Raw genomic sequence first — 24,113 nt, 5'->3', positions numbered from 1 at the left:
CATGACAGTTTCGCCATTCGATCACCCCTATCTGTCAGGCTTGCTCGGCGACGAGGAGGCATCGCGCCAGTTTTCCGTGGAAACGGAAGTGGTGGCGATGGTGGCGTTTGAGCGTGCGCTTGCCGAGGCGGAAGCTGTCGAAGGCGTGATCAGCAGCGATGCTGCCGCGGCGATCGTCTCGGCGCTAGCTTCGTTTGTGCCTGACGTACCCGCGCTCAAGGACGGCGTTGCTCGTGACGGCGTCGTCGTGCCCGAACTTGTGCGCCAGCTGCGTTTGGCAGTCGGCAAGCCGCATGGTGAAAAAGTCCATTTCGGCGCCACCAGCCAGGATGTCATCGACACGGCGTTGGTGCTGCGGTTGAAGGTCATTATAGAGCGGCTTGACGATCAGCTCGCCGAAGTCACTGCGAAACTTTCCGCCCTCGAGGCAAAATTCGGCACCCGCCCGATGATGGGCCGCACCCGCATGCAGGCAGCGATCGAAATCATCGTTGCCGACCGCATCCGCGCCTGGCGTGAACCTCTCGAACGCAATCGCGCCCGGCTTGCAGCGATCCGCTCGGAACTTCTCGTCGTCCAGTTCGGTGGTGCCGCCGGCACGCTGGAAAAGCTTGGCGACAAAGCGGTCGCCGTGCGCCAGGCGCTGGCGCAAAAGCTCGGCCTCAACGACGTTCCGCAATGGCACAGCCAGCGCGATCGGCTCGCCGATTTCGCGAGCCTGCTGTCGCTGATCAGCGGCAGCCTTGGCAAATTCGGCCAGGACATCGCGTTGATGGCGCAGGACGGCTCGGAGATTTCGCTCAGCGGCGGCGGTGGCTCGTCGGCCATGCCGCACAAGCAAAACCCGGTTGCGGCCGAAGCGCTGGTCACGCTCGCGCGCTTCAATGCCACCCAGCTTTCTGGAATGCATCAGGCGCTGGTGCATGAGCAGGAGCGTTCGGGCGCGGCCTGGACGCTGGAATGGCTGCTCCTGCCGCAGATGGTGGTGGCAACCGCAGCCTCTCTACGGTTGGCCAATACGCTCGCCGGACAGATCGAAACGATGGGCGCCAAGGCGGGCATCTAGCCCAAGGCGCAGGCAACCAAGCGCCTGACCGACAGCTGGCCGAGACGGCCACGCTACGGATGGGCAGCGCGGCAAGAAGGACAACAAATGCGTACGCAAGTGGTCATCATCGGCTCGGGCCCCTCGGGGCTTCTGCTTGGACAGCTGCTCGCCAACAGCGGCATCGACAACGTCATCTTGGAGCGCGTCGACCGAGATTATGTGCTCGGCCGCGTCCGTGCCGGCGTTTTGGAGCAAGGCATGGTCGACCTGCTCGACGAGGCGGGTGCGGGCGCGCGCATGCATGCCGAGGGCTTGCCGCACGATGGCATCTCGCTTGCCTTCGACAGTCGGCTTCACCGCATCGATCTCGCTCAGCTTACCGGCGGCAAGCGCGTCATGGTCTACGGCCAGACCGAGGTGACGCACGACCTGATGGACAAGCGCGAGGCTGAAGGCCTGACCACCATCTACGACGCCAAGAACGTTACGCCGCAGGGTTTTGACAACGACGCACCCTTCGTCACCTATGAGAAGGATGGTACCACCCATCGCATCGATTGCGACTTCATCGCCGGCTGCGACGGCTTCCATGGCGTCAGCCGCAAGTCGGTGCCGGAAGGCGCGATCAAGACCTATGAGCGTGCTTATCCGTTCGGCTGGCTTGGCATTTTGGCCGAGGTGCCGCCGGCCGATCACGAGCTGATCTATGCCAATCATCCCAGGGGTTTCGCGCTGTGTTCGATGCGCTCGACCCACCGCAGCCGCTACTATGTGCAGTGCCCGCTCGACGACAAGGTCGAGGACTGGAGCGACGAGCGCTTCTGGGACGAGCTTCGCCGCCGCCTGCCGCCGGAGGCTGCAGCACGCGTCGTCACCGGCCCGTCCTTTGAGAAGTCGATCGCCCCTCTGCGCTCCTTCGTCGCCGAGCCGATGCGCTTTGGCCGCATGTTCCTCGTCGGCGACGCCGCCCACATCGTGCCGCCGACAGGCGCCAAGGGCCTCAATCTCGCTGCCAGCGACGTGCGTTATCTCTATTGGGGTCTGCGTGAGTTCTACCAGGACAAGTCGAGCGCAGGCATCGATGTCTACTCGGCGCGGGCTTTGTCGCGCGTCTGGAAGGCAGTGCGTTTTTCCTGGTGGATGACCACCATGCTGCACCGTTTCCCCGACACCGACGACTTTGGCCAGCGTATCCAGGAAGCGGAGCTGGACTATCTCGTCCACTCGCAGGCAGCGTCCGCCTCGCTTGCCGAAAACTATGTCGGACTGCCTTACTGATCTACAAAGGAAACGAGTAAATCACATATCCGTCAGGTTATAGGATGCGCGTTTCTTTTCATTTTACATTACCGTTTCGAGCATGACACTTGGCACGATACGGAGAAACCGAGACCGGCGCGCCCGACTGTGCCGGCTCGACCATGTGGAGGAAAAATTGAAGAAGTCTGTTTTGGCCGCGCTTGCGGTTTTGGCGCTTTCGAGCGCCGCCTTTGCCGACACCGTCAAGGTTGGCGTCGTTGGTCCTTTCTCCGGCCCGTTTGCCATCCAGGGCAAGAATTTCAAGGCCGGCATCGACGCCTGGATGGCGCTGAACGGCTCGAAGGTCGGCGACAGCGACATCGAGATCGTCTACCGCGACTTGCCAGCCGCCGATCCGGCACAGTCCAAGGCGCTGGCCCAGGAACTGGTCGTCAAGGAAGGCGTGCAGTATCTCGCCGGCTTCTACTTCACCCCCGATGCCATGGCGGTGACCCCGCTGCTCGAGCAGGCCAATGTGCCGCTGGTCGTCATGAACGCCGCCACTTCGGCGATCGTCACCAAGAGCCCGCTGATCGTGCGCACCTCCTTCACTACCTGGCAGACCTCGGCGCCGATGGCCAAGGTCGCCAAAGAACGCGGCGTCAAGAAGGTCATCACCGTGGTCTCCGACTACGGCCCGGGCGTCGATTCCGAAAACGCCTTCAAGACCACCTTCACCGCCGAAGGCGGCGAGGTCGTCGATTCCATTCGCTTGCCGCTGTCGACCAACGACTTCAGCCCGATCATGCAGCGCGTCAAGGATTCCGGCGCCGATGCCGTGTTCGCCTTCCTGCCGTCGGGCCCGACCACACTCGGCTTCGTCAAGGCCTACAACGAAAACGGCCTGGCAAAAGCCGGCATCCAATTCCTGGCACCCGGCGACCTGACCCAGGAGTCCGACCTGCCGGCACTCGGCCAGGCGGCCGAAGGCCTGCTGACGACCTTCCACTATGCCGTCTCGCATGACTCGGCTGAAAACAAGAAGTTCGTCGAGGCAGCCCACAAGGCGATCGGCAACCCGGCCGAGCTGTCGTTCCCCTCGGTCGGTGCTTATGACGGCATGCACGTCATCTACAAGATGATCGAGGCGACCGGTGGCAAGCAGGACGCCCAGAAGGCGGTCGATGCCGTCAAGGGCCTTGCCTGGGAAAGCCCGCGCGGTCCGGTTTCGATTGATCCCGAGACCCGTCACATGACGCAGAACATCTATCTGCGCGAGGTCGCCAAGGCCGCTGATGGCACCTACTACAACAAGGAAATCGCGACCTTCGAAAAGCAGGGCGACCCCGGCCTTGCGGCTGCGAAGTAACAGCGTTACGCCAACGACAGAGCCCGGACGCCACCTCGGCTTCCGGGCTGCTGCTGGATAAAACGATGCAAACCGTTTTCAGTGTTGGGATCGACGCCCTTGCCTATGGCATGGTGCTGTTCGTCATCTCGATTGGACTTTCGGTGACCATGGGCTTGATGCGCGTGGTCAACCTCGCCCATGGCGCATTCGCCATGATCGGCGGCTATATCGCCTCTTATGCCACCCAAACGCTCGGCTTCGGCTATGGCGTCGCGATCCTTGTTGCGGTGGTGGGCACGATCATCATTGCCATTCCGGTCGAGCGGTTTCTCTACCGCCGCATCTATGGCGCGCCTGAACTCACCCAGGTGCTGATGACCATCGGCATCACCTTCTGCGTCATCGGCATCGCCAACTATGTCTTTGGTCCGACGCTGAAGACAATTCCTTTGCCCGAAACGCTGCGCGGCCCGGTCGATCTCGGCTTCCGCTCGATTGCTGCCCACAAGCTGTTTGCCATCGCGTGCGGCGTAGCCGTGGCTGGCGCGCTGTGGTTCCTGATCGAAAAGACATCCTTCGGCGTCAAGCTGCGCGCCTCGGTCGACAATGCCGCAATGGCAGCGTCGCTCGGCGTGCGCACCAAGATCGTCTACGCCGTGAGCTTCGCGGTCGCTGTCGGCCTTGCCGCCTTTGGTGGCATCGTCGGTGCCGAGCTTCTGCCGATCGAGCCCTATTACGCGCTGCGCTACATGGTCACTTTCCTGGTCGTCGTCTCGGTCGGCGGCGCTGGCTCCATCCCCGGCGCGCTGCTCGCCTGCCTGCTGCTTGGCGCCATCGACACCACCGGTCGTTATCTTCTGCCGGAATATGGCGAGTTCTTCTTCTACCTCGCTGTCATTGCCATCGTCTGCGTCTTCCCGCGCGGCCTTTTGGGCAGGAGCAAGTAGATGGCAGCCATCGAAAACACCGCCGCTGCCAAGCCTGCCGCGGCGCGCCCGAACTGGCTGATGCGTGACCTCATCGGTCTCGCTGTCATCCTGGCCTTCGCCGCCATCGGCTATTTCCTGTTCCCCAACAATCTGGCCCTGCTGACGCGCATCTTGGGCGTCGCACTGCTGGTCCTGTCGATCGACCTCGTCACCGGCTTCTGCGGCGTCGCCACGCTTGGCCACGCCGCGCTGTTCGGCGCCGGCGCTTATGCCTCGGGCATCGCGGCGGTTCATTTCGGCATCACCGACCCGCTGTTGATGGTCGTCGTCGGCGCCATCGGCGGTGCGCTCGCCGGCATCGTCTCCGGTGCCGTCATCCTGCGCGGCCATGGGCTCGCGCAGCTGGTGCTATCCATCGCCGTCGTCCACCTGTTCCACGAGGCCGCCAACAAGGCCTCTGCCTACACCGGTGGCAGCGACGGTCTGTCGGGCATCTCACCCGACCCGATCTTCGGCATGTTCGCCTTCGATCTCTGGGGCCGCACCGCCTACGGTTTCGCCGTGGCGCTGGTGGTCATCACGTTTATCGTGCTGCGCCTGATCACCCGCTCGCCCTTCGGCATGCTTTGCCGTGGCATCAAGGAAGACCCGATCCGCATCCGCGCCATGGGTGCATCGGTGCAAGGCACGCTGCTCAAGATGTATGTCATCTCGGGTGCTGTCGCCGGCGTCGGTGGCGCGCTCAACGCCATTTCCACCCAGGTTGTCGGTCTCGACTCGCTCAGCTTCACGCTGTCTGCCGAGGCGCTGGTCATGCTGGTGCTTGGCGGTACGGGTTCGCTCTATGGCGCGCTCATCGGCACCGTCAGCTTCATGTGGTTCGAGGACTTCGTCTCCGCCGCCAATCCGTTCCATTGGCTCACCATCGTTGGTGCCTTGCTGATCGCGGTCGTGCTGTTTGCGCCGCGCGGCCTCTACGGCACGGCGCTCACGCTGCTCGATCGTTTCAAAGGTGACGGCAAATGAGTGCGGTCTTCCAGGTCGAAAACCTGAAAAAATCCTTCGGCGGCCTCGCCGTCACGCAGGACGTGTCGATCACCATGAACCCCGGCGACCGGGTGGCGCTGATCGGCCCCAACGGCGCCGGCAAAACCACCTTCGTCAATCTGGTCACCGGCCATCTGGAACCCGATTCCGGCAAGGTCATGCTCGGCGGCAACGATGTCACGGCCCTTGGCCCGACGCCGCGTGTGCGCCAGGGCCTCGTGCGATCGTTCCAGGTCACGCGCCTGTTTCCCGACATGACGCCGGAAGAACATCTTGCACTTGCCGTCATGCAGCGCGCCGGTCGCACCGGCCGCATCTTTGGCCATTACCAGTCGATGCCCGATGTCCTGGCCGAGGTCGCCGAGCTGTTGCGCACGCTCGGCCTCGACCACATCGCCACCCGCAAGGTCTCGGAGATCGCCTACGGCCAGCAGCGCCTGCTCGAAATCGCTTTGGCGCTTGCGCTCAAGCCCAAGGTTCTGCTGCTCGACGAACCTGCCGCCGGCGTGCCGCAAAGCGATACGCCGCGCATCGAAGCCGCCCTTGCCGGACTGCCATCCGACCTTGCCGTGCTGATGATCGAGCACGACATGGATCTCGTTTTCCGCTTCGCCAAGCGTGTCATCGTTCTCGCCGCCGGCGCCATCATTTTCGATGGTTCGCCTGAGGACGTCACCAAGGACGCGCGTGTGCGCGAAGCCTATCTCGGAAGCTACGCCAATGACCGCAGCGCCGCTTGAAGTCAAAGACCTGAGCGCCGGCTACGGCCCGACGCGGGTGCTGGAGGGCATCAGCTTCTCCGTGCCAGCCGGTTCGCGGCTTGCGGTGCTTGGACGCAATGGCATGGGCAAGACGACGCTGCTTGCCACCATCGCCGGCCAGACCAAGCGCTATGGCGGCTCGATCCGCCTCGGCGGCACCGACATGAGCAGCCAGGAAAGCTCGGCGCGCGCCCGCAGCGGCCTCGGCTACGTGCCGCAGGCGCGCTGCATCTTCCCTTCGCTCACCGTCGAGGAGAACCTCTTCGTCGGCCTCAAGGGCCGCGACCGTTCGGCCATCGAAGAAGCCTACGACATGTTCCCGCGACTCAAGGAGCGGCGCAAGAACCTTGGGTCCCAGCTTTCCGGTGGTGAGCAGCAGATGCTGTCGACCGCCCGCAGCATCCTCGGCCGCCCGACCGTGCTGTTGCTCGACGAGCCGCTGGAAGGCCTGGCCCCTGTCATCTGCGAAGAGCTGATGGCGGCGTTTTCGAAGCTCGCCTCAGGCGGCGACATGACCGTCGTCCTGGTCGAACAGCGCATCCAGAGCGCGCTCGATTTCGCCGACCACGCCATCATTCTGGAGCGTGGCCGCGTGGCCTGGTCGGGCACGCCCGTCGAGCTTTCCGCCCAGCCGGACGTCGTCGAGCGTCTGCTCGGCGTCGGCGGCCTGCACTGATCCGAGGGCCGGCTTATGCAGCCGGGGCCTCTGCGGGTTCCCTGTGGGGTGCGTTTTCCGCCGGTTCCTCAAGCCTGAACCAGGCGACATAGAGGGCTGGCAAAAACAGCAGCGTGATCGCCGTTCCCGCCAGGATGCCGCCCATCATCGCATAGGCCATTGGCGCCCAGAACACCTCGCGCGCGATCGGGATCAGCGCAAGGCTTGCGGCGGCGGCTGTCAGCGCGATGGGTCGCATGCGGTGCTCCGATGCCTCGATCACCGCGTGCCAGCGGTCGGTGCCCGCCGCGATCAGCTCCTCGATCTGCACGATCAGGATCACCGAATTGCGGATCAGGATGCCGACCAGCGCGAGCACCCCCAGTACCGCCACGAAGCCCATGGGTTGCCCGGTCGGCACTAGTGCCGCCACCACGCCGATCAGGCCCAGCGGTGCGACAGCCACGACCAGGAACAACCGCTGGAAGCTTTGCAGCTGGATCATCAAGACGGTTGCCATGATAAACAGCATGATTGGCACCACGGCGATGATCGGCCCCTGGCTTTTGGCGCTTTCTTCGACGGTGCCGCCGGTCGCGACCGCATAGCCAGCCGGCAGCTTGGCATTGAACGCGTCGATCGTCGGTTTCAGCTCGGCAACGACGGTGGCGGGCAGCGTGTTGCCGACCAGCCCGGCCTTGATCGTGATCGTCGGCATCCGGCTGCGCCGCGCGACTGTCGGCTGTTCGATCTCGTAGCGGACGTCGGCGACGGTGGCGAGCGGGATCGCCTCGCCGTTTCCGGTCGGTATCTGCAGGTTGCGTAGCGTCTCGATCGAGCCGCGTTCGTCCTCGCCCGCCCGCACCACCACGTTGATCAGATAGGTTGCGTCGCGCACCTGGGTGATGGCCACGCCGCCGACAACGCCGTTCATCGCGCTGGCGATGTCCTGCGATGTGATGCCGAGCTGGCGCGCCTTGTCCTGCAGCACATCGACCTTGAGCACGCGCGAAGGCTCGTTCCAGTCGAAGCTAGGCGCTTGCAGCTTCGGATTGGCTGAGATCTGCCCAGCAAGCTGCTGCGACAGCGCGCGTACCGTCTGAATGTCGGGACCGCTGACGCGATACTGTACCGGCCGTCCCACGGGCGGGCCGAGTTCCAGCGTCTTGACGAAGGCGTCGGTTCCCACGAACTGCTCGCGCAGGATCTTTTCGAGCACAGGCTGTACCCGGTGCCGCGCTTCGAGGTCCTTGGTGACGATGACGGTCTGGCCGAAATAGGGATTGGCCGGCTGTACGTCATAGGCCAGCACGAAACGCACCGCGCCCTGGCCGATATAGGAACTCCAGTGGTCGATATCGGCATTGCCCTTGAGGGCGATCTGCTCGAAGCGCTCCATCTGGGCGCGCGTCTCGGCAATCGAGCTGTTTTGCGGCAGGTTCCAGTCGACGATCAGCTCCGGACGATCCGACGGCGGAAAGAACTGCTGCTGCACGAATGTCAGCCCGAATACCGACGCGGCAAACAGCGCGATGGTGGCGAAGATGGTGATCCAGTGACGGCGCACCGCAAGATGCAGCAGATGCGAAAAGCCGGCTGCGACGCGGCCCGGCCGCTCGTCGTGCTTCTTCATCGTCGCCGGCAGGAGCGTGACGCCGAGCAGCGGGGCAAACAGCACTGCAACGATCCACGACAGCAGCAACGACACGGCGATGACCACGAACAGCGTGTAGGTGTATTCGCCCGCCGCGCTTGTATTCAGCCCGATGGGGATGAAGCCCGCCACCGTCACCAGCGTTCCCGTCAGCATCGGAAACGCCGTCGAGGTGTACACGTAGGTCGCGGCTTTTCTCAGTGAATCGCCCACCTCCAGCCGCGCCACCATCATCTCGACCGCGATCATCGCATCGTCGACCAGAAGCCCGAGCGCGATGATCAATGCGCCGAGCGAAATGCGCTGCAGCGAAATGCCCATATAGGCCATGACCAGGAAGGTGATCGCCAGCACCAGCGGGATCGATAGCGCGACAACGAAACCGGCGCGCATGCCAAGGCTGACAAAGGAGACGGCGAGCACGATTGCCACGGCCTCGAAAAGCGCCCGGGTAAAGCCCGACACGGCTTGTTCGACGATCACCGGCTGGTCAGCCACGAGATGCACGCCGACGCCGATCGGCAGGTCGCCGATCACCTCGTCCATCACCTTCGCCAGCTCAGCGCCGAAATCGAGAAGGTTGGCGTTCGGCTTCATGCCGATGGCGAGTGCGATCGCCGGTTCGCCATTGACGCGAAACAGCGAGCTCGGCGGATCGACATAGCCGCGGCTGATGGTGGCTACGTCGCTGAGTCGGAAAAAGCGGTCATTGACCCTGAGATTGATCGCCCGCAGGCTCTCTTCCGAGGTGAACTGGCCGCCGACGCGCACGGCGATCCGCTCCGGCCCGGCCTGGATCACGCCAGACGGCGACACCGCATTCTGCGCCTGCAGGCTCTCGACGACGGCCTGCTGGTCGAGGCCCAGCGCCGCGATCTGCTTGGTGGAGAATTCGAGATAGATGACCTCGTCCTGTTCACCGACAAGTTCCACCTTGCCGGCATTGGGAATGCTGAGGACGCGCGTGCGCACCGTCTCGACATAGTCGCGCAGCTGGCGCATCGACAGCCCGTCGGCGGTGAAGGCATAGATGTTGCCGAACACGTCGCCGAAGCGGTCGTTGAAGAACGGGCCTTGCACCCCTTGCGGGAACTGCGACCTGATGTCGTTGATCATGTTGCGCACTTCCACCCAGGTGGGGGTGACGTCGCGCGCCTTGGTGGTCGGCTTGAGATTGACGAAGATGAGGGTCTGGCCGGCGGTGGTCACGCTGCGGCTGTAGTCGAGGCTTTCGAGTTCCTCGAGCTTCTTTTCGATCCGGTCGGTCACCTGCCTGGTGGTCTCTTCGACCGAGGCGCCGGGCCAATTGGCCTGGATCAGCATCGTCTTGATGGTGAAGCTGGGGTCTTCCTCGCGGCCGAGATTCAGATAGGCGAAAATGCCTGCGATCGTGAAGATCAGCATGAAGTACCAGACCAATGAACGATGGTTCAGCGCCCAGTCGGAAAGATTGAAACCCTTCACGCTATGCCCCTTCCGGAATACTGACCTTCTGGCCCTCTGCGAGACTGTTCACGCCTGCCGTCACGACCCGAGTCCCTGGCTCGATGCCGTTCAGCGTGAAGCTCAACCCTTGCTTTGCCTCTACCTGAACGCCATGCAGGCTGACTGTCGATGCCGTCGGGTCGACCACCCAGACAAATTGCTTCCCGTCTCGTTCAAGCAGTGCCGAAAGTGGCAACTCGATCGTCTCTCCCACTCGCGATACCTTTGTTGCCGTCACCGTCGCGCCGAGCCGGAAGGCGACCGGTGGCGCGTCCAATGCCAGCCGCACCCGCCGCGTTCGTGTCGCTGCGTCGGCCTGCGGCGCGATCTCGCGGATGCGTCCGGTGGTGCGCAGCGACGGCAGCGTCTGCAATGCCACCTCGAATTCATCGCCGTTCTTGAGTGTGGCGGCCAGTTGGTCAGGTATGTCGACCACGGCCTCGCGCGCGTCCGAGCGCGCTACGGTCAACACCATCTGGCCCGGCGAAACCGTCTGGCCGACCTCGGCGCCTGTTGCCGTCACGATGCCGTCGAAGTCCGAAAACAGCCTGGCATAGCCGAGCTGCTCGTCTGTCTTGGCCAAGGCAGCACGCGCCCGCTCGACATTGGCTGACGCGGAATCAAGCGCCTGCTTGGCGGAATCATAGACGGCTTGCGATGTGTTGGCCTGGGCGAGCAGCGCGCGCTGGCGCTCTTCGCTGGCGGCGGCGTTGGCAAATTGCGCTTCCGCCGTCGACAGGTCGGCGCGCGCGGCCTGCGATGCCAGCTCAAGCGAAAGCGGATCGATGGCCGCAAGGGTCGTTCCCTTGGTCACCTGGTCGCCGACGCTGGCATCGCGTGCCACCAACCGCCCGAGCAGGCGAAAGGCGAGCTCCGCGGAAAATTGGGGCTGGATCGTGCCGGCAAATCCTTGCGGTGTGTGTGCCTGCGGCTGGACCACTCGCGACAGCACAGGCCGGATAACTTCCTTGGGTGCCGGCTGCTCCTGGCTGCAGCCGGCGAACGCCAGCATGGCCATCATGCCGAAGGGCGCGAAGGACTTCATGGCGCGACCTCCACGACCTGGCCGGGGCTTAGAAGCTGGCCTCCTTGCGCGACCACGGTTTGTCCTATTTTCAGCCCCTTGGCGACGACCACGATGCCGGATGCGAATTGCTGCACCTCGATGGGCACCATCGTCACCGCCTTGGTAGCGGGGTCTATGGTCCAAACGGCAGGCGTGCCGCGGTCGGACATGAGCGACTGCCACGGCAGCACGATCGATGGCTCGGGTTCGGACACGATGGTGCCTGTGATGGCGGCTCCCAGCGGCATTTCGGCCGGCGTGTTGGGTACCGCGATCTTGACACGGATCGACCCGGATGCGGGATCGACCGCGGGCGAGACCTCCCGCACCTGGCCCGCCGCCTCGATCTTGGGGTTGGAAATGAGCGAGATCTGCACCGCCGGCGCCACCGGGTTCCGAGCCACCAGCGCCTCGTCGACGTTGAACACGGCGTCGCGGTCGCCATCCTCAGCAACGGTGAAGACCGTCTGGGCTGCCTGCACCACCTGGCCGACTTCGATTGTTCGCGCCGTCACCACGCCGTCGGCGCTGGCCTTGAGCTCGGTGTAGGTCAGCCGGTCCTGGGCGTTTGCGAGCTGGCTTTCTGCCGATTGCACGCCGCCCTGGGCAACGCGCTGCGCCTGGTCGGCCTGGTCGTAGTCGCGCCGCGTTGTGAAGCCTTGCGCAAGCAGGGTCTTTTGGCGATCGAAGGCCGCCGAGGCCTGGCGCAACTGCGCCTGCGCCGCATAGAGGCTCGCCTGGGCTGCCCTCACATCCGACTCCTGCTCCTGCGGGTCGAGCTTGGCCAGCACCTCGCCTTTTGTCACCCGCTGGCCGACGTCGATACTGCGTACTGCAACGCGGCCACCGACCTGGAACGACAGGTTGTTGAGGGTACGCGCGGCAATGACGCCGGTCAGCGACGTGGCTGGCGCGAAATCGGACAGCTTCACTTCGACGGAGCGCACCATGATCGGCAGCCGTTCCGCCGCCTCCTGTTTCTGGCAGGCGGCGAGGGTCAGACAAAGCGCAAGCATGGAGAGGAACGGGGGGAAATTGGCGTATGCCGGCGTTCTGCCAGGCGCGCCGGACGGGACCGGGTTGATGGGTCGCATGTACACCCCCAAATCGCTTCGACCCACGCTACGACGCCGAATACAATCCGGCAACGTCTAGTTGCTTTTCTTGTCGGGCCACAGACGCGTGTTTGGGGTCACGGTTTAAGGAAGGTAACACGGGTGTGATTTTTGACGGTGTGAGCCAGGGAACCGGAGCAATTTCGGTGCGTTGAAAGGGGCATTGCAGAACATCCGACCCGAAGTGGGGAGCCGGTTGGGGAGATCGGATGTTCGAACGACAAGATGCCGGAGACCATTATGGATCGTATGCTTTTTGACCATCCCGTCTCGGTTCGCATCGGGCCGGAAAGCACCCGGCGCGAGGTCACGAGCGTCAAGGGCGCCTATGAGGCGCTGGTCGACTGGCCGCACGCCAAGCGCAGCGGCCCGCTCTATCGCGAGGCGGTGGCCACCGTCTCCGCGGCCCTTGCCGGCACCCGCACGCGCGAGGCGGCCAAGCGCGCTTTTGAGGCTGCCGCCGACGAGATCGGCATCCGGGTCTGATCGATCGTAGGTACGACGCCGTGACCGTTTGCACATGTGGCGAACGGTCCGGCCCTTGTTGCGGGCGAAATCGGGCAGGACATTTCCGCGACCAACAGGTTTGCCGGAATAAATTAACTCTACAGAGTTTGTAGAATTACACATGCTGAATGGGCATCGTTTTCAACCCCAAGGGGGAAGCCCATGTCCAGTCTCTCGCGTCGTGCCTTGCTCGCCACCGTTGCCGCTCTGTCGATTGCGCCGTCTGTCGGTGCTCTCCATGCAGAGGACCTCAAGATCACCATCGGCTACCAGACAGTGGTCGAACCCTCGAAAGTGCCACAGGCCGATGGTGCCTATGAGGCCGCCACCAAGGCCAGCATCGACTGGCGCAAGTTCGATTCCGGCGCCGACGTCATCGCCGCCATCGCTTCCGGCGCGGTCGACATCGGCTATGTCGGCTCGAGCCCGCTCGCGGCTGCCGCCAGCCGCCAACTGCCCATCGAGACCATCTTCGTTGTCGGCCTGATCGGCGAGTCCGAGGCGCTCGTCGCTCGCGATGGCGCCGGCATCGAAAAGGCAGCCGACCTCGCAGGCAAGAAGGTCGCCGTGCCATTCGTTTCGACGACGCACTACAGCCTGCTCGCAGCACTCAAGCACGAGGGCGTCGATCCCAAGTCGGTCGAGATCCTCAATTTGCGCCCACCCGAGATCGCGGCCGCCTGGCAGCGCGGCGACATCGACGCGGCCTATGTCTGGGACCCGGCGCTCGGCCAGATCAAGACCTCCGGCAAGGTCGTGCTCGACTCGGCGAAGGTCGCTGAATGGGGCGCGCCGACCTTCGACGCCTGGATCGTCCGTACCGACTTCGCCGAAAAGAACCCGGCCGCCGTGCGCGACTTCGTCAAGGTGACGGGCGCTGCCTATGGAGAATTCCTCGCCAAGCCGGAAGCCTGGGACAAGGGCTCGCCGCAGGCCGAGAAGATCGCCCGCCTGACCGGCGCCAAGGTCGAGGAAGTGCCGGCGCTGCTCAAGGGCTACGTCTTCCCGACGCTGCAAGAGCAGGCGTCAGCCCATTTCCTCGGCGGCGACACCGTCAAGGCGGTCGCGGCGACCTCTGCCTTCCTCAAGGAGCAGGGCAAGATCGATGCCGTTCAGCCGGACTATTCGAAATACGTGACGTCCAAATATGTCACCGAGGCGCTCGCCTCCAACTGAGGCGTCAAGCGACCCGCGTCCTCCCACGCGGGCACGAAGCCCCGGCCGGCTCCTCCCGGCCGGGGCATCCCTTTTTCCAGGAGATGCATCCATGTCGACGCTTACGCTCAGCAACATCGCCGTGCGCTACAACCGACAGCCGCGACCCGCCGTCGAGGGCGCATCGCTCTCGGTCGGCCATGGCGAGTTCGTCGTGCTCACTGGCCGTTCCGGCTGCGGCAAGTCGACCTTGCTCAACGTAGCGGCGGGTCTGGTCCTTCCAGAGCGCGGCGAGGCCGCAGTTGACGGCCGGCCGATCGAAGGGCCAGGCGCCGACCGCGCCGTTGTCTTCCAGAGCGACGCGCTGTTTCCCTGGTTTTCGGCCCGCGACAACGTGGCATTCGCGCTGAGACTGCGCGGCATCGGCGAAAGGCAGCGCCACGCCCTTGCCGACGACCTGCTCAAGCGCGTTCGCCTCGAAGGCCTCGGCGACAAGCCGGTGTGGGAGATGTCGGGCGGCATGCGCCAGCGTGTCGGCCTTGCCCGCGCGCTCGCCGCCGAGCCTGATTTCCTGCTGATGGACGAGCCGCTCGGCGCGCTCGATGCGCTGACCCGCGAGCGCATGCAGACCCTGTTGCTCGACATCTGGGCACCGGGCAATCTCGGCGTGCTGATGGTGACCCATGGCATCGAAGAAGCGCTTCTGCTCGGCACCCGAATCGTTGTCATGGCGCCCGATCCCGGCCGTATCGCTCTAAGCTTCGAGGCTGGCTTCAGCCGGCGCTATGCCGAAGGCGAGCCCGTCCGCTCGATCAAGGCCGATCCGGCCTTCGCCACCGCCAGGGCCGAGCTTGCCGACGCGATCTTCGAAGGAGAGCCGGCATGACCTTGCTTCATGCCGAGCGCGGCCGCCGCGAACTGGCCGAACCCGAGATTTCGACGGTGCGCGCGCAGCGCCCCGAAACACCCCGCCGCGAGCTGTCGTCGCGTAGCATCAGCGCCATCACCATCCTGGTTGCACTGCTGGCATGGACACTGGTCACCCGGCTGGGGCTGGTCGCGCCACTGTTCCTGCCGCCGCCGCAGGACGTGCTCGCAAAGTTCTGGAAAGTGGCCTCCCAGGGCTTTGTCGATGCGACACTTGCCCAGCATCTGCTTGCCTCGCTGGGGCGCGTCTTTGCGGCACTGGTTGCCGCCACGCTGGTCGGCATCCCGGTTGGCCTTGCCATTGGCACCAGCCGCATCGGTCGCGGCATCTTCGACCCCGTGCTCGAGTTCCTGCGGCCGATTCCGCCGCTCGCCTACCTGCCGCTGATCATCATCTGGTTCGGCATCGGCGAGTCGGCCAAGGTGCTGGTCATCGCGATTGCCATGGTGGCACCCATCGCCTTGTCCACCGCCTCAGGCGTGCGCGGCGTCCAGCGGGACCGCATCAGCGCGGCACGTTCCCTTGGCGCATCGCGCCGGCAGGTCATCCGCTTCGTCGTGCTGCCGAGTGCGCTGCCGTCGATCCTCACCGGCCTGCGCATCGCGCTCGGCGCCGGTTGGACCACGCTGGTCGCCGCCGAATTGGTGGCGGCGACGCGCGGACTCGGCTTCATGATCCAGTCGGCGGCGCAGTTCCTCGTCACCGACGTCGTCGTCATGGGCATCCTGGTCATCGCGGCGGTGGCCTTCGTACTCGAATTCGGACTGCGTTTCCTGGAACGCAGGCTGGTGCCTTGGGCCGGCCGCGAGTAGGCCGTCAGGCGCTCGCGAGCTTGGTCGGGGCGGGCTTGCCCTGCTGGGCGCGCTGGCTGAGCCAGACGCTGCCGAGCACAACGACCATGCCCAAGATCTGCGCTGGGCTGAGCGACTGGCCGAGCACCGACCAGCCAAGGATCACGGCGGTCATCGGGCTGAGGAAGCCGAGTGGCGACACGACTGATGGTTCCAGTTTCGCGATGCCGCGGAACCACAGGATGTAGGTCAACGCCGCACCGATCAGGCCAAGCCAGGCGAGGCCGAGCAGGTTGGCGCTGGTCAGCGAAGGCAGCGACGGTTCCAACCAAAGGGCTGCCGGGAGCAGCAGAAACCCACCTGCGGTCAACTGCCATGCCGTAAAGGTCAGCGGTGTTACTGGCGGCTGCCAGCGGCGGCTGAGCACCGTGCCCGCGGCCATCGACACGGCACCGGCGAGGCCGGCAGCTATGCCCACGGGATCGAGCGCCGCATTCGGCGTCAGGATCAGCAGTGCCACGCCGCCCATGCCGGCAATCGCAGCCATGATGGACAGCGGGCGAATGGCCGAGCCGAGCAGGGCGCGGGCGAGCAGAATGACGATCAGCGGCTGGATCGCGCCGACGGTCGCGGCAACGCCGCCCGGCAGGCGGTAGGCGGCGACGAACAGCAGCCACCAGAAGATCGAGAAATTGAGCGCGCCGAGCACCAGCACCCGGGCCCACCAGATGCCTTGCGGCAGCTGCCGGACCACAAGCAGCAGCAACAGGCCGGCGGGCAGCGCCCGCAGCATGGCGACCGTCAGCGGATAGCCCGCGGGCAGGAACTCGGTCGTCACCAGATAGGTGCTGCCCCAGATCGCCGGGGCGATGGCCGTCAAAAGCAGGTCGGTGTTGCGCGTCGTCATGGCCGCATCTCTCTTGAGGTCAAATATCTTGATATCAAAGTAATGCAGATTCTCTTGACGTCAAGATATTATTTCTCGATGGTGCGGCATGGATCGCGTTGACGACATTCTTGCCCAATGGAACCGGGAACGGCCCGACCTCGACGTTGCGCCGATGGGCGTGATCGGCCGCATCAACAGGGTGTCCCAGCATCTCGGCCGCGAGATGGAAAAGACCTTTGCAGCACACGGGCTGAACTATGCCAGCTTCGATGTGCTGGCGACGCTGCGCCGCTCAGGCCCGCCTTATGCGCTGTCCCCCGGGGACCTCTCCGCCACCATGATGATCACCTCGGGCACGATGACCAACCGCGTCGACCAGCTGGAAAAGGCAGGGCTTGTCGTGCGCACCCTCAATCCCGGCGATCGCCGCAGCTTCATCGTCTCGCTGACCGACAAGGGCTTCGCCACCATCGATGCCGCCGTCACCGACCATGTGGCGACGCAGACGCGCATCGTTCAAATGCTATCCGCCCAGGAGCGGGCAGCGCTCGACGCGCTGCTCAGCAAGTTTTTGGTGGGGTTCGAAAACGCCTGACGGAGCAGGGCTCGCGGACTGTCGCGCTGCCCCTCATCCCCTGCCGGACCTTCTCCCCGTAATGACGGGGAGAAGGAGGATGGCTGCAACGCTGACGCCCCCTCTCCCCGTTCTTCACGGGGTAAGGGTGAGGGGCGAGAGCAAGCCTCCCGGATGACTGTAGAGTGGAAAAATCACCCCGCCAGCGCCTGCTCCAGGTCTGCGATCAGATCGTCGCCGTCCTCGATGCCGGCTGACAGCCGCACCAGCGAATCCGATATGCCGATCTCAGTGCGTTTCTCGGCCGGGATAGAGCCGTGCGTCATCAATGCCGGATGCTCGATCAGGCTTTCGACGCCGCCCAGGCTCTCGGCCAGCGTGAACAGCTGCGTCCGTTCGAGGAAACGCTTGGTCGCAGCGAGGTCGCGGTCGAGTTCGACCGTGATCATGCCGCCGAAATGAAACATCTGCGCCTTGGCGATGGCGTGCTGGGGATGGCTTTCGAGACCGGGATAGATCACCCGGCGCACATCCTTGCGGGCCTCGAGCCAGCGCGCGATCTTCGCTCCGTTCTGCGAATGCCGCTCCATCCTGAGCGCCAGCGTCTTGATGCCGCGCAGGGCGAGGAAGCTGTCGAATGGCCCGGAGATCGCGCCAATCGCGTTCTGCAGGAATTTCAGCTGGTCGCGCAGATCCTTGTTGTCGCCGACAACGACGCAGCCACCCACCATGTCGGAATGGCCATTGAGATACTTCGTCGTCGAATGCACCACGATGTCGATGCCGAGTTCCAGCGGCCGCTGCAGATAGGGACTGCAGAAGGTGTTGTCGGCGACCGACAGCACGCCCTTGCGCTTGGCGAGTGCCGCCACCCCTTCGAGATCGACAACCCGCAGCAACGGATTGGTCGGCGTCTCGACCCAAAGCATCTTCGTCTCCGGCCGGATTGCTGCCTCGACGGCGGCAAGATCGGTGAAGTCGACGAAGCTGACCTCAAGCCCGGCCGAGCGCTTGCGCACCCGTTCCAGTAGCCGGAACGTGCCGCCATAGATGTCGTCGGTGGCAACGATATGCGAGCCCGAATCCAGCAGCTCGAACACCGTGGCGATCGCCGCCAGCCCCGAGGCGAAGGCAAAGCCAGCGGAACCGCTTTCGAGATCGGCAATCGCGCGTTCGAAGGCAAAGCGCGTCGGGTTCTGGCTGCGGGCGTATTCGAACCCCTTGTGCACGCCGGGGCTCTGCTGGCCATAGGTCGAGGTGGCATAAATCGGCACCATCACCGCACCCGTCGTCGGGTCATGGCTTTGGCCGCCATGGATCGTGCGTGTCGAAAATGCCAAACGGTTCTTTGGAGCTGTCATCTTGCCCGCCTGAGATGGTTGATGAGGTCGACGCGGGTGATCAGCCCGATGAAGTCTTCGCCGTCGAAGATGATCGCCACCTCGTTGCGGTCGAAGATCGGCAGCAGCGCATCGAGCGTCTGGTTGGCCTGCAGCGTGTGCAGATCCTTGCTCATCGCGGTTGCGACCGGTGCGTTGAAGCGGTTCCAGCGGCTGTCATAGGGTCCTTCGACAACGGCCAGGATATCGCTCTCGTCAACGATGCCGACAAGCTTGCCCTCGTCGAGCACCGGCAGTTGCGACACGTCCCCGCGCCGCATCCGGCCGTAGGCGGTAAGCAAACTGTCGCCGGGCCCGACAAACACCGTGCCGCCCTCGCGATGCGAACGCGCCACGAGGTCGCTCAGATCGCCATGTTGCGCGCGCTCGTCGAGGCCTTGTTCGGCCAGCCAGAAATCGTCGAACACCTTGGACAGGTACTTGTTGCCGCTGTCGCAAACGAAGGTGACGACGCGCTTCGGCGTCTTCTGCTCGCGGCAGTAGCGCAGTGCCGCCGACAGCAGCGTGCCCGACGACGACCCAGCCAAGATGCCTTCCTTGGCAAGCAGGTCGCGCACCGCCAGCATGCTCGCCTTGTCGGTCACCGAATAGGCCTTCTTGACCAGCGAGAGGTCAGCGTTCGGCGGCACGAAATCCTCGCCGATGCCTTCCACCGTCCAGCTTCCCGCTTCTTCCATCTTGCCGGTCTTGATCAGCGGCGCCAGCACCGAGCCGACAGGATCGGCCAGCACCATTTCCGTCTTGGGCGAAACCCTGGCGAAGAAGCGCCCGAGCCCGGTCAGCGTGCCGCCTGAGCCGACACCGACCACAACCGCATCGACGTCGCCCCCAAGCTGCTCCCAGATTTCCGGCCCGGTCGTCGTCTCATGCGCCTCCGGGTTGGCCGGGTTGGCGAACTGGTTGACGTAGAACGAGCCGGGTATTTCAGCGGCGATCTTCTCGGCCATGTCCTGGTAATATTCGGCGTGGCCCTTGCCGACGTCCGAGCGCGTCAGCCTAACCTCGGCGCCGAGCGCGCGCAGGTGCTGGATCTTTTCGCGGCTCATCTTGTCGGGCACGACGAGAATGATGCGGTAGCCCTTGGGGATGCCGACCTGGGCGAGACCGAGCCCAGTGTTGCCAGCGGTCGCCTCAACGATGGTGCCGCCGCGCTTGAGCTTGCCCTCGCGCTCGGCCGCCGCGATCATCGACAGCGCGATGCGGTCCTTGATCGAGCCACCGGGGTTCTGGCTTTCGAGCTTGATGAACAGCCGGCACGGCCCGGTGTCGAACTGCGTCAGCTCGACAACCGGCGTCTCGCCGATCAAATCGAGCACGGAGCTGAAAGGCGGGTTCAAACGGCTCATGGCGGCGTCTCCCACGTCAAGCAAGCTCATCGAGCATATCCCATGTCAGGCGGGCCGGCACCTGCCGTCCGGTTGATCCCCGGCCGCATCAGCCGGTATCGCCGCATTTACCGGAGGCACCTGCCGTGAACAAAGGCAGCGGATTTCGTTTCGGAGCAAACCTTGAGAAAGAAATTCCTGGGGCGGTTCAATAGTTCCGTCACACGGCAATATCTTTCCTCACCCGATGTTGTTGACTCTCCACTTGGTGGAGCACCTACAAGGGCTGTCATGGACGACAGGATCTACACAATCGGCGAGCTTTCGAAGCTGAGCGGCATCTCGGTTCGCAAGCTCCGCTTCTACTCCGACAAGGGGCTGTTGCCGCCCACTGTTCGGGCCGAGAGCGGCTACCGGATGTTCTCAGGCGCCGACCTCGAGCGGCTGGGCCTCATCCTGGCATTGCGCGATGCCGGGGTCAGCCTCGCCGAGATCGGCAAGATCCTGTCGAAACGCCTCGCGGCGGGCGACGTGCTCAAGCTCAGGCTTGAGACGCTCGAAGCCGAGATTGTGTCCAAGCGCCGCGTCGCCGCTGCCTTGCGCGCGGCGCTGCGCGTCACTGATCCCCAGATAGATGACCTAAGGAGAATATGGACCGTGACCAAACTCTCTCAGAGCGAATTCCGCGCCGCCATCGAACGTTTTTTCGACCAGGTCGCCTCGGGCGCGAAGATGGATGCGGACTGGAAAAAACAGATGGTCGACGCCTCCACACCCGAGCTGCCCGACGATCCCACACCCGAGCAGGTCGACGCCTGGACCGAGATCATGACGATCATTTCCGACAAGGCGTATGTCGAGGAGATGCGCGCCAGCATGTCGTCGATGTGGAATGGCGAGTTCGACCCGGCCGCCTATGCCGAAGCCTCCAAAGCGATCTTCAATCGTGTCAGAGCAGCGATTGACGAAGGCGCAATGCCGGAGTCCGAAATCGGGAAATCCATCGCTCTGGACTGGCTCGACGCTTCGGCCAAGGCGATGAAGAAGAGCCACGACAAGGCTTTCCTCGACTGGCATTTGCAGCAGTACCGCAAGTACCATTCCCGTTCCCTACGCTACAACGAACTGATCCACATCCTGCGCGGCGACAAACCGACGACCCCTGCGGGCGAGGAATGGCGCTGGATCAACGATGCGATGGGCGACCTTCTCTGATCCCGTAAAGAAAAGGGCCCGCATGTCGGTGCGGGCCCTTGGTCATTTCAAAAGCGTCTGATCCTATTCGAAATCGCCGAGGTCACGCACCGCGCCGCGATCTGCGGACGTTGCAAAGGCGGCATAGGCCTTCAGCGCCTTGGTCACCTTGCGCTTGCGCAGTTCTGTCGGCTTCCAGCCCTTGGCGTCCTGCTCGGCGCGGCGGGTGGCGAGCGTTGCTTCGTCGACGCGCAGGCTGATGGTGCGGTTGGGGATGTCGATGTCGATCATGTCGCCTTCGCGCACCAGCCCGATCATGCCGCCATTCGCCGCCTCAGGCGAAACGTGGCCGATCGACAGGCCCGAAGTGCCGCCCGAAAAACGCCCGTCGGTCAAAAGCGCGCAGGCTTTGCCCAGGCCCTTCGACTTGAGATAGCTGGTCGGGTAGAGCATTTCCTGCATGCCGGGACCGCCCTTCGGGCCCTCATAGCAGATCACCACCACGTCGCCGGCCTTGATTTCGTTGCTGAGGATCGCCTTGACCGACGCGTCCTGGCTCTCGAAGACGCGAGCGGGGCCGGAGAATTTCAGGATCGACTCGTCGACGCCCGCGGTCTTCACCACGCAGCCGTCGCGGGCGATGTTGCCCTTGAGAATGGCCAAGCCGCCGTCCTTGGAAAAGGCATGCTCGGCCGAGCGGATGACGCCTTTTTCGCGGTCGAGGTCGAGCTCGTCCCAGCGCCGGTCCTGGCTGAAGGCAACCTGCGTCGGCACGCCGCCGGGAGCCGCGAGGTAGAAGTCGCGCACAGTCTGGCTCTTGGTCCGCGAGGTGTCCCAATGATCAATGGCTTCGCCAATGGTCGCCGTGTGCACCGTAGGCAGGTCGCGGTTGAGCAGACCGGCCTTGTCGAGCTGGCCGAGGATGGCGAAAATGCCGCCGGCGCGGTGGACATCTTCCATGTGCACGTCGGCCTTGGCAGGCGCCACCTTGCACAGCACCGGCACCTTGCGCGACAACGCGTCGATGTCGTCCTGGTCGAAGTCGATCTCGCCCTCATGTGCCGTGGCCAGGATATGCAGCACGGTGTTGGTCGACCCGCCCATGGCGATGTCGAGCGCCATGGCGTTTTCGAACGCGCCCTTGGAGGCTATGTTGCGCGGCAGAACGCTTTCGTCGTCCTGCTCGTAATAACGCTGGGCGAGGTCGACGATGAGGTGACCCGCTTCGACAAACAGGCGCTTGCGGTCGGCGTGCGTTGCCAGCGTCGAGCCGTTGCCTGGCAGCGACAGGCCGAGCGCTTCGGTCAGGCAGTTCATCGAATTGGCGGTGAACATGCCCGAGCACGAACCGCAGGTCGGGCAGGCCGAGCGCTCGATGATCTTGACGTCCTCGTCCGAAACCTTGTCGTCGGCCGCCGCCACCATGGCATCGACCAAGTCGAGCGCGACGTTCTTGCCGCCAAGCACTACCTTGCCGGCTTCCATCGGGCCGCCCGAAACGAAGACCGCAGGAATATTGAGGCGCATCGCGGCCATCAGCATGCCGGGCGTGATCTTGTCGCAATTGGAGATGCAGACCATGGCGTCGGCGCAATGCGCGTTGACCATGTATTCGACGCTGTCGGCGATGATCTCCCGGCTCGGCAGCGAATAGAGCATGCCGTCATGGCCCATGGCGATGCCGTCATCGACGGCGATGGTGTTGAATTCCTTGGCCACGCCGCCGGCGGCTTCGATCTCGCGGGCGACCAGCTGGCCGAGATCCTTGAGATGGACGTGTCCCGGCACGAACTGGGTGAAGGAGTTGACCACCGCGATAATCGGCTTGCCGAAATCGGTGTCCTTCATGCCGGTGGCGCGCCAAAGGCCACGGGCACCCGCCATGTTACGGCCGTGTGTGGTGGTGCGCGAACGATAAACAGGCATGGGGCTCTCTCATACAATAGATGGCTAACAGTGGGATTGAGCCACTATCGCCCTTGCGTCAACTATTTTTCGCCTGAGCGGCATCCTGGCATGACAACAGCGGGCAGCTGCCATGCACCGGGCACAGTTCAACTGCTGGCTCAGCCCTTGGGATTGGCCGATTTCCTGCCCTTTCGGCCGCGCCTCAACTCGGCGACGCCAACGGTCAGCCCCATCGCCAGCGCCATGGTCGCAGCCAGCGAGCGGAAGCCGCCGAAATCGGCCTCCGCCACCTCGAACCACACCTTGGCGAACTGTGCCAAGGGCGAAAATGCGCTGTCGGTGATGGCGATGACCGGCACGTTGTTGGCCGAAAGTATCCGCGCCTCCTCGACCGTCGCCGAGGCATAGGGCGAAAAGCTGATGGCGATCACTGCGTCTTTGGACGAGGCAAATGAGATGATCTCGGGGCTCAAGCCGGAAGCGGATTCGATCAACTGGCTACGGACGCCGAGTTTGCCCAGCGCATAGGCGATGTAGCTTGCGACAGGATAGGAGCGGCGGCGGGCAAGGATGTAGATCGTTTCGGCGCCGTTGAGGATGTCGATGGCGCGGTCGAGGGTGTCGTCGTCAAGGTTGCGCGACATCACGTCGAGCGACTTGCTGGCTGCCGCCAGGAATCCGTCGACGATGCGGCGGTTGGAGGTGCCTTCGTCGGCGTCGCCGCGCACCACGGTCAGCCGCTCTTCGTAGGACGTCGTGCGCTCCCGCAGCCGCTCGCGAAAAACCTGCTGCAGGGAGGTGAAGCCGTCATAGCCGAGATGCTGGGCAAAGCGGATCAGCGTCGAGGGCTGCACGCCGGCCGATGTGGCGATGCTGGCGGCGGTGCCGAAGGCGATCTCGTCGGGATTGTCGAGCGCGTAGGCTGCGACCTGCGCGATGCGCTTGGGCAGCGACTGGCGGCGATCGAGGATCAACGACCGCAGGGCCTCGAAATCGCGCGGCAGCGCCTCCGACATCGTCTCGTTCATCTGGTCCATTCCGCCTCCGCCCATTGCAACATATCGCTGCCACGCCCGCCTGTCCAAATATAAT

Annotated in this window: 21 protein-coding genes; 13 read left to right on the top strand and 8 right to left on the bottom strand. The window is 64.1% G+C overall.

Annotation, left to right across the window (positions count from 1 at the left end; all coding sequences use genetic code 11):
* The first annotated feature begins 1 nt into the window (after position 1).
* The 7 genes from AC1DLV_RS26610 to AC1DLV_RS26580 all read left to right on the top strand — a co-directional run bounded on the left by AC1DLV_RS26610 (position 2) and on the right by AC1DLV_RS26580 (position 7,051).
* Complete coding sequence (locus tag AC1DLV_RS26610; protein WP_476803042.1) at positions 2-1,066, top strand: 3-carboxy-cis,cis-muconate cycloisomerase; 1,065 nt, start codon at positions 2-4, stop codon at positions 1,064-1,066.
* A gap of 87 nt (positions 1,067-1,153) precedes the next feature.
* A complete protein-coding gene (pobA, locus tag AC1DLV_RS26605) occupies positions 1,154-2,326 on the top strand; it encodes a 4-hydroxybenzoate 3-monooxygenase (protein WP_476803041.1) in 1,173 nt (390 codons plus the stop codon).
* A 157-nt stretch (positions 2,327-2,483) separates the two neighbouring features.
* Positions 2,484-3,656, top strand: coding sequence for an ABC transporter substrate-binding protein (locus AC1DLV_RS26600; RefSeq protein WP_476803040.1), 1,173 nt, complete (start codon positions 2,484-2,486; stop codon positions 3,654-3,656).
* Positions 3,657-3,721: 65 nt separating this feature from the next.
* Positions 3,722-4,585, top strand: a complete 864-nt coding sequence (locus tag AC1DLV_RS26595; protein ID WP_476784091.1) for a branched-chain amino acid ABC transporter permease — start codon at positions 3,722-3,724, stop codon at positions 4,583-4,585.
* On the top strand, positions 4,586-5,593 hold the full coding sequence (locus AC1DLV_RS26590; protein ID WP_476803039.1) for a branched-chain amino acid ABC transporter permease: 1,008 nt from the start codon (positions 4,586-4,588) through the stop codon (positions 5,591-5,593).
* Positions 5,590-6,354 carry an ABC transporter ATP-binding protein gene (locus AC1DLV_RS26585; RefSeq protein WP_476803038.1) on the top strand — a complete coding sequence of 255 codons (765 nt, stop codon included), beginning with the start codon at positions 5,590-5,592 and terminating at the stop codon, positions 6,352-6,354. Before AC1DLV_RS26590 ends, AC1DLV_RS26585 begins: the two co-directional genes overlap by 4 nt.
* Positions 6,335-7,051 (top strand): ABC transporter ATP-binding protein, encoded by a 717-nt coding sequence (locus AC1DLV_RS26580; RefSeq protein ID WP_476803037.1) that lies wholly within the window; start codon positions 6,335-6,337, stop codon positions 7,049-7,051. The genes AC1DLV_RS26585 and AC1DLV_RS26580 overlap by 20 nt, the downstream gene beginning before the upstream one ends.
* Before the next feature lie 13 nt (positions 7,052-7,064).
* Here AC1DLV_RS26580 and AC1DLV_RS26575 read toward each other — a convergent pair whose 3' ends face one another.
* From AC1DLV_RS26575 to AC1DLV_RS26565, 3 genes are read right to left on the bottom strand one after another with little or no spacing between them, the layout of a single operon-like run.
* Positions 7,065-10,148, bottom strand: a complete 3,084-nt coding sequence (locus AC1DLV_RS26575) for an efflux RND transporter permease subunit (protein WP_476803036.1) — start codon at positions 10,146-10,148, stop codon at positions 7,065-7,067.
* 1 nt (position 10,149) lies between these two features.
* Complete coding sequence (locus tag AC1DLV_RS26570; protein WP_476803035.1) at positions 10,150-11,214, bottom strand: efflux RND transporter periplasmic adaptor subunit; 1,065 nt, start codon at positions 11,212-11,214, stop codon at positions 10,150-10,152.
* Positions 11,211-12,329 (bottom strand): efflux RND transporter periplasmic adaptor subunit, encoded by a 1,119-nt coding sequence (locus AC1DLV_RS26565; protein WP_476836292.1) that lies wholly within the window; start codon positions 12,327-12,329, stop codon positions 11,211-11,213. The genes AC1DLV_RS26570 and AC1DLV_RS26565 overlap by 4 nt, the downstream gene beginning before the upstream one ends.
* 261 nt (positions 12,330-12,590) lie before the next feature.
* On the opposite strand from AC1DLV_RS26565, the gene AC1DLV_RS26560 reads away from it, so the two are divergent.
* The 4 genes from AC1DLV_RS26560 to tauC all read left to right on the top strand — a co-directional run bounded on the left by AC1DLV_RS26560 (position 12,591) and on the right by tauC (position 15,752).
* A complete protein-coding gene (locus AC1DLV_RS26560; RefSeq protein ID WP_476803033.1) occupies positions 12,591-12,836 on the top strand; it encodes a DUF982 domain-containing protein in 246 nt (81 codons plus the stop codon).
* A gap of 183 nt (positions 12,837-13,019) precedes the next feature.
* The gene (gene tauA / locus AC1DLV_RS26555) at positions 13,020-14,033 is read left to right on the top strand and encodes a taurine ABC transporter substrate-binding protein (RefSeq protein WP_476803032.1); all 1,014 of its coding nucleotides are present in this window, start codon (positions 13,020-13,022) and stop codon (positions 14,031-14,033) included.
* A gap of 91 nt (positions 14,034-14,124) precedes the next feature.
* Positions 14,125-14,898, top strand: coding sequence for a taurine ABC transporter ATP-binding protein (locus AC1DLV_RS26550; protein ID WP_476803031.1), 774 nt, complete (start codon positions 14,125-14,127; stop codon positions 14,896-14,898).
* A complete protein-coding gene (gene tauC, locus AC1DLV_RS26545; RefSeq protein ID WP_476803030.1) occupies positions 14,895-15,752 on the top strand; it encodes a taurine ABC transporter permease TauC in 858 nt (285 codons plus the stop codon). Before AC1DLV_RS26550 ends, tauC begins: the two co-directional genes overlap by 4 nt.
* 4 nt (positions 15,753-15,756) lie before the next feature.
* Here the strand turns inward: tauC and AC1DLV_RS26540 are convergent, their stop codons facing one another.
* Complete coding sequence (locus tag AC1DLV_RS26540) at positions 15,757-16,638, bottom strand: EamA family transporter (protein ID WP_476803029.1); 882 nt, start codon at positions 16,636-16,638, stop codon at positions 15,757-15,759.
* An 88-nt stretch (positions 16,639-16,726) separates the two neighbouring features.
* On the opposite strand from AC1DLV_RS26540, the gene AC1DLV_RS26535 reads away from it, so the two are divergent.
* The gene (locus AC1DLV_RS26535) at positions 16,727-17,215 is read left to right on the top strand and encodes a MarR family winged helix-turn-helix transcriptional regulator (protein ID WP_476803028.1); all 489 of its coding nucleotides are present in this window, start codon (positions 16,727-16,729) and stop codon (positions 17,213-17,215) included.
* A 173-nt stretch (positions 17,216-17,388) separates the two neighbouring features.
* On the opposite strand, the gene AC1DLV_RS26530 is transcribed toward AC1DLV_RS26535, so the two are convergent.
* Both AC1DLV_RS26530 and AC1DLV_RS26525 read right to left on the bottom strand, forming a co-directional pair.
* Entirely contained in the window at positions 17,389-18,555 is a 1,167-nt protein-coding gene (locus tag AC1DLV_RS26530; protein WP_476803027.1) for a cystathionine gamma-synthase, read from the bottom strand.
* Positions 18,552-19,940, bottom strand: a complete 1,389-nt coding sequence (locus AC1DLV_RS26525) for a pyridoxal-phosphate dependent enzyme (protein ID WP_476803026.1) — start codon at positions 19,938-19,940, stop codon at positions 18,552-18,554. The genes AC1DLV_RS26530 and AC1DLV_RS26525 overlap by 4 nt, the downstream gene beginning before the upstream one ends.
* Before the next feature lie 270 nt (positions 19,941-20,210).
* On the opposite strand from AC1DLV_RS26525, the gene AC1DLV_RS26520 reads away from it, so the two are divergent.
* Positions 20,211-21,134, top strand: a complete 924-nt coding sequence (locus AC1DLV_RS26520; protein ID WP_476803025.1) for a helix-turn-helix domain-containing protein — start codon at positions 20,211-20,213, stop codon at positions 21,132-21,134.
* A gap of 63 nt (positions 21,135-21,197) precedes the next feature.
* Here AC1DLV_RS26520 and ilvD read toward each other — a convergent pair whose 3' ends face one another.
* Complete coding sequence (ilvD, locus tag AC1DLV_RS26515) at positions 21,198-23,039, bottom strand: dihydroxy-acid dehydratase (RefSeq protein ID WP_476803024.1); 1,842 nt, start codon at positions 23,037-23,039, stop codon at positions 21,198-21,200.
* A 140-nt stretch (positions 23,040-23,179) separates the two neighbouring features.
* Entirely contained in the window at positions 23,180-24,037 is an 858-nt protein-coding gene (locus tag AC1DLV_RS26510; protein ID WP_476803083.1) for a MurR/RpiR family transcriptional regulator, read from the bottom strand.
* Between the last annotated feature and the right edge of the window lie 76 nt (positions 24,038-24,113).

Source organism: Aminobacter sp. 01T433, assembly GCF_056398585.1.
Note: the sequence above shows the minus strand (reverse complement) of the source record. Positions and strands in the feature narration are given on the sequence as shown.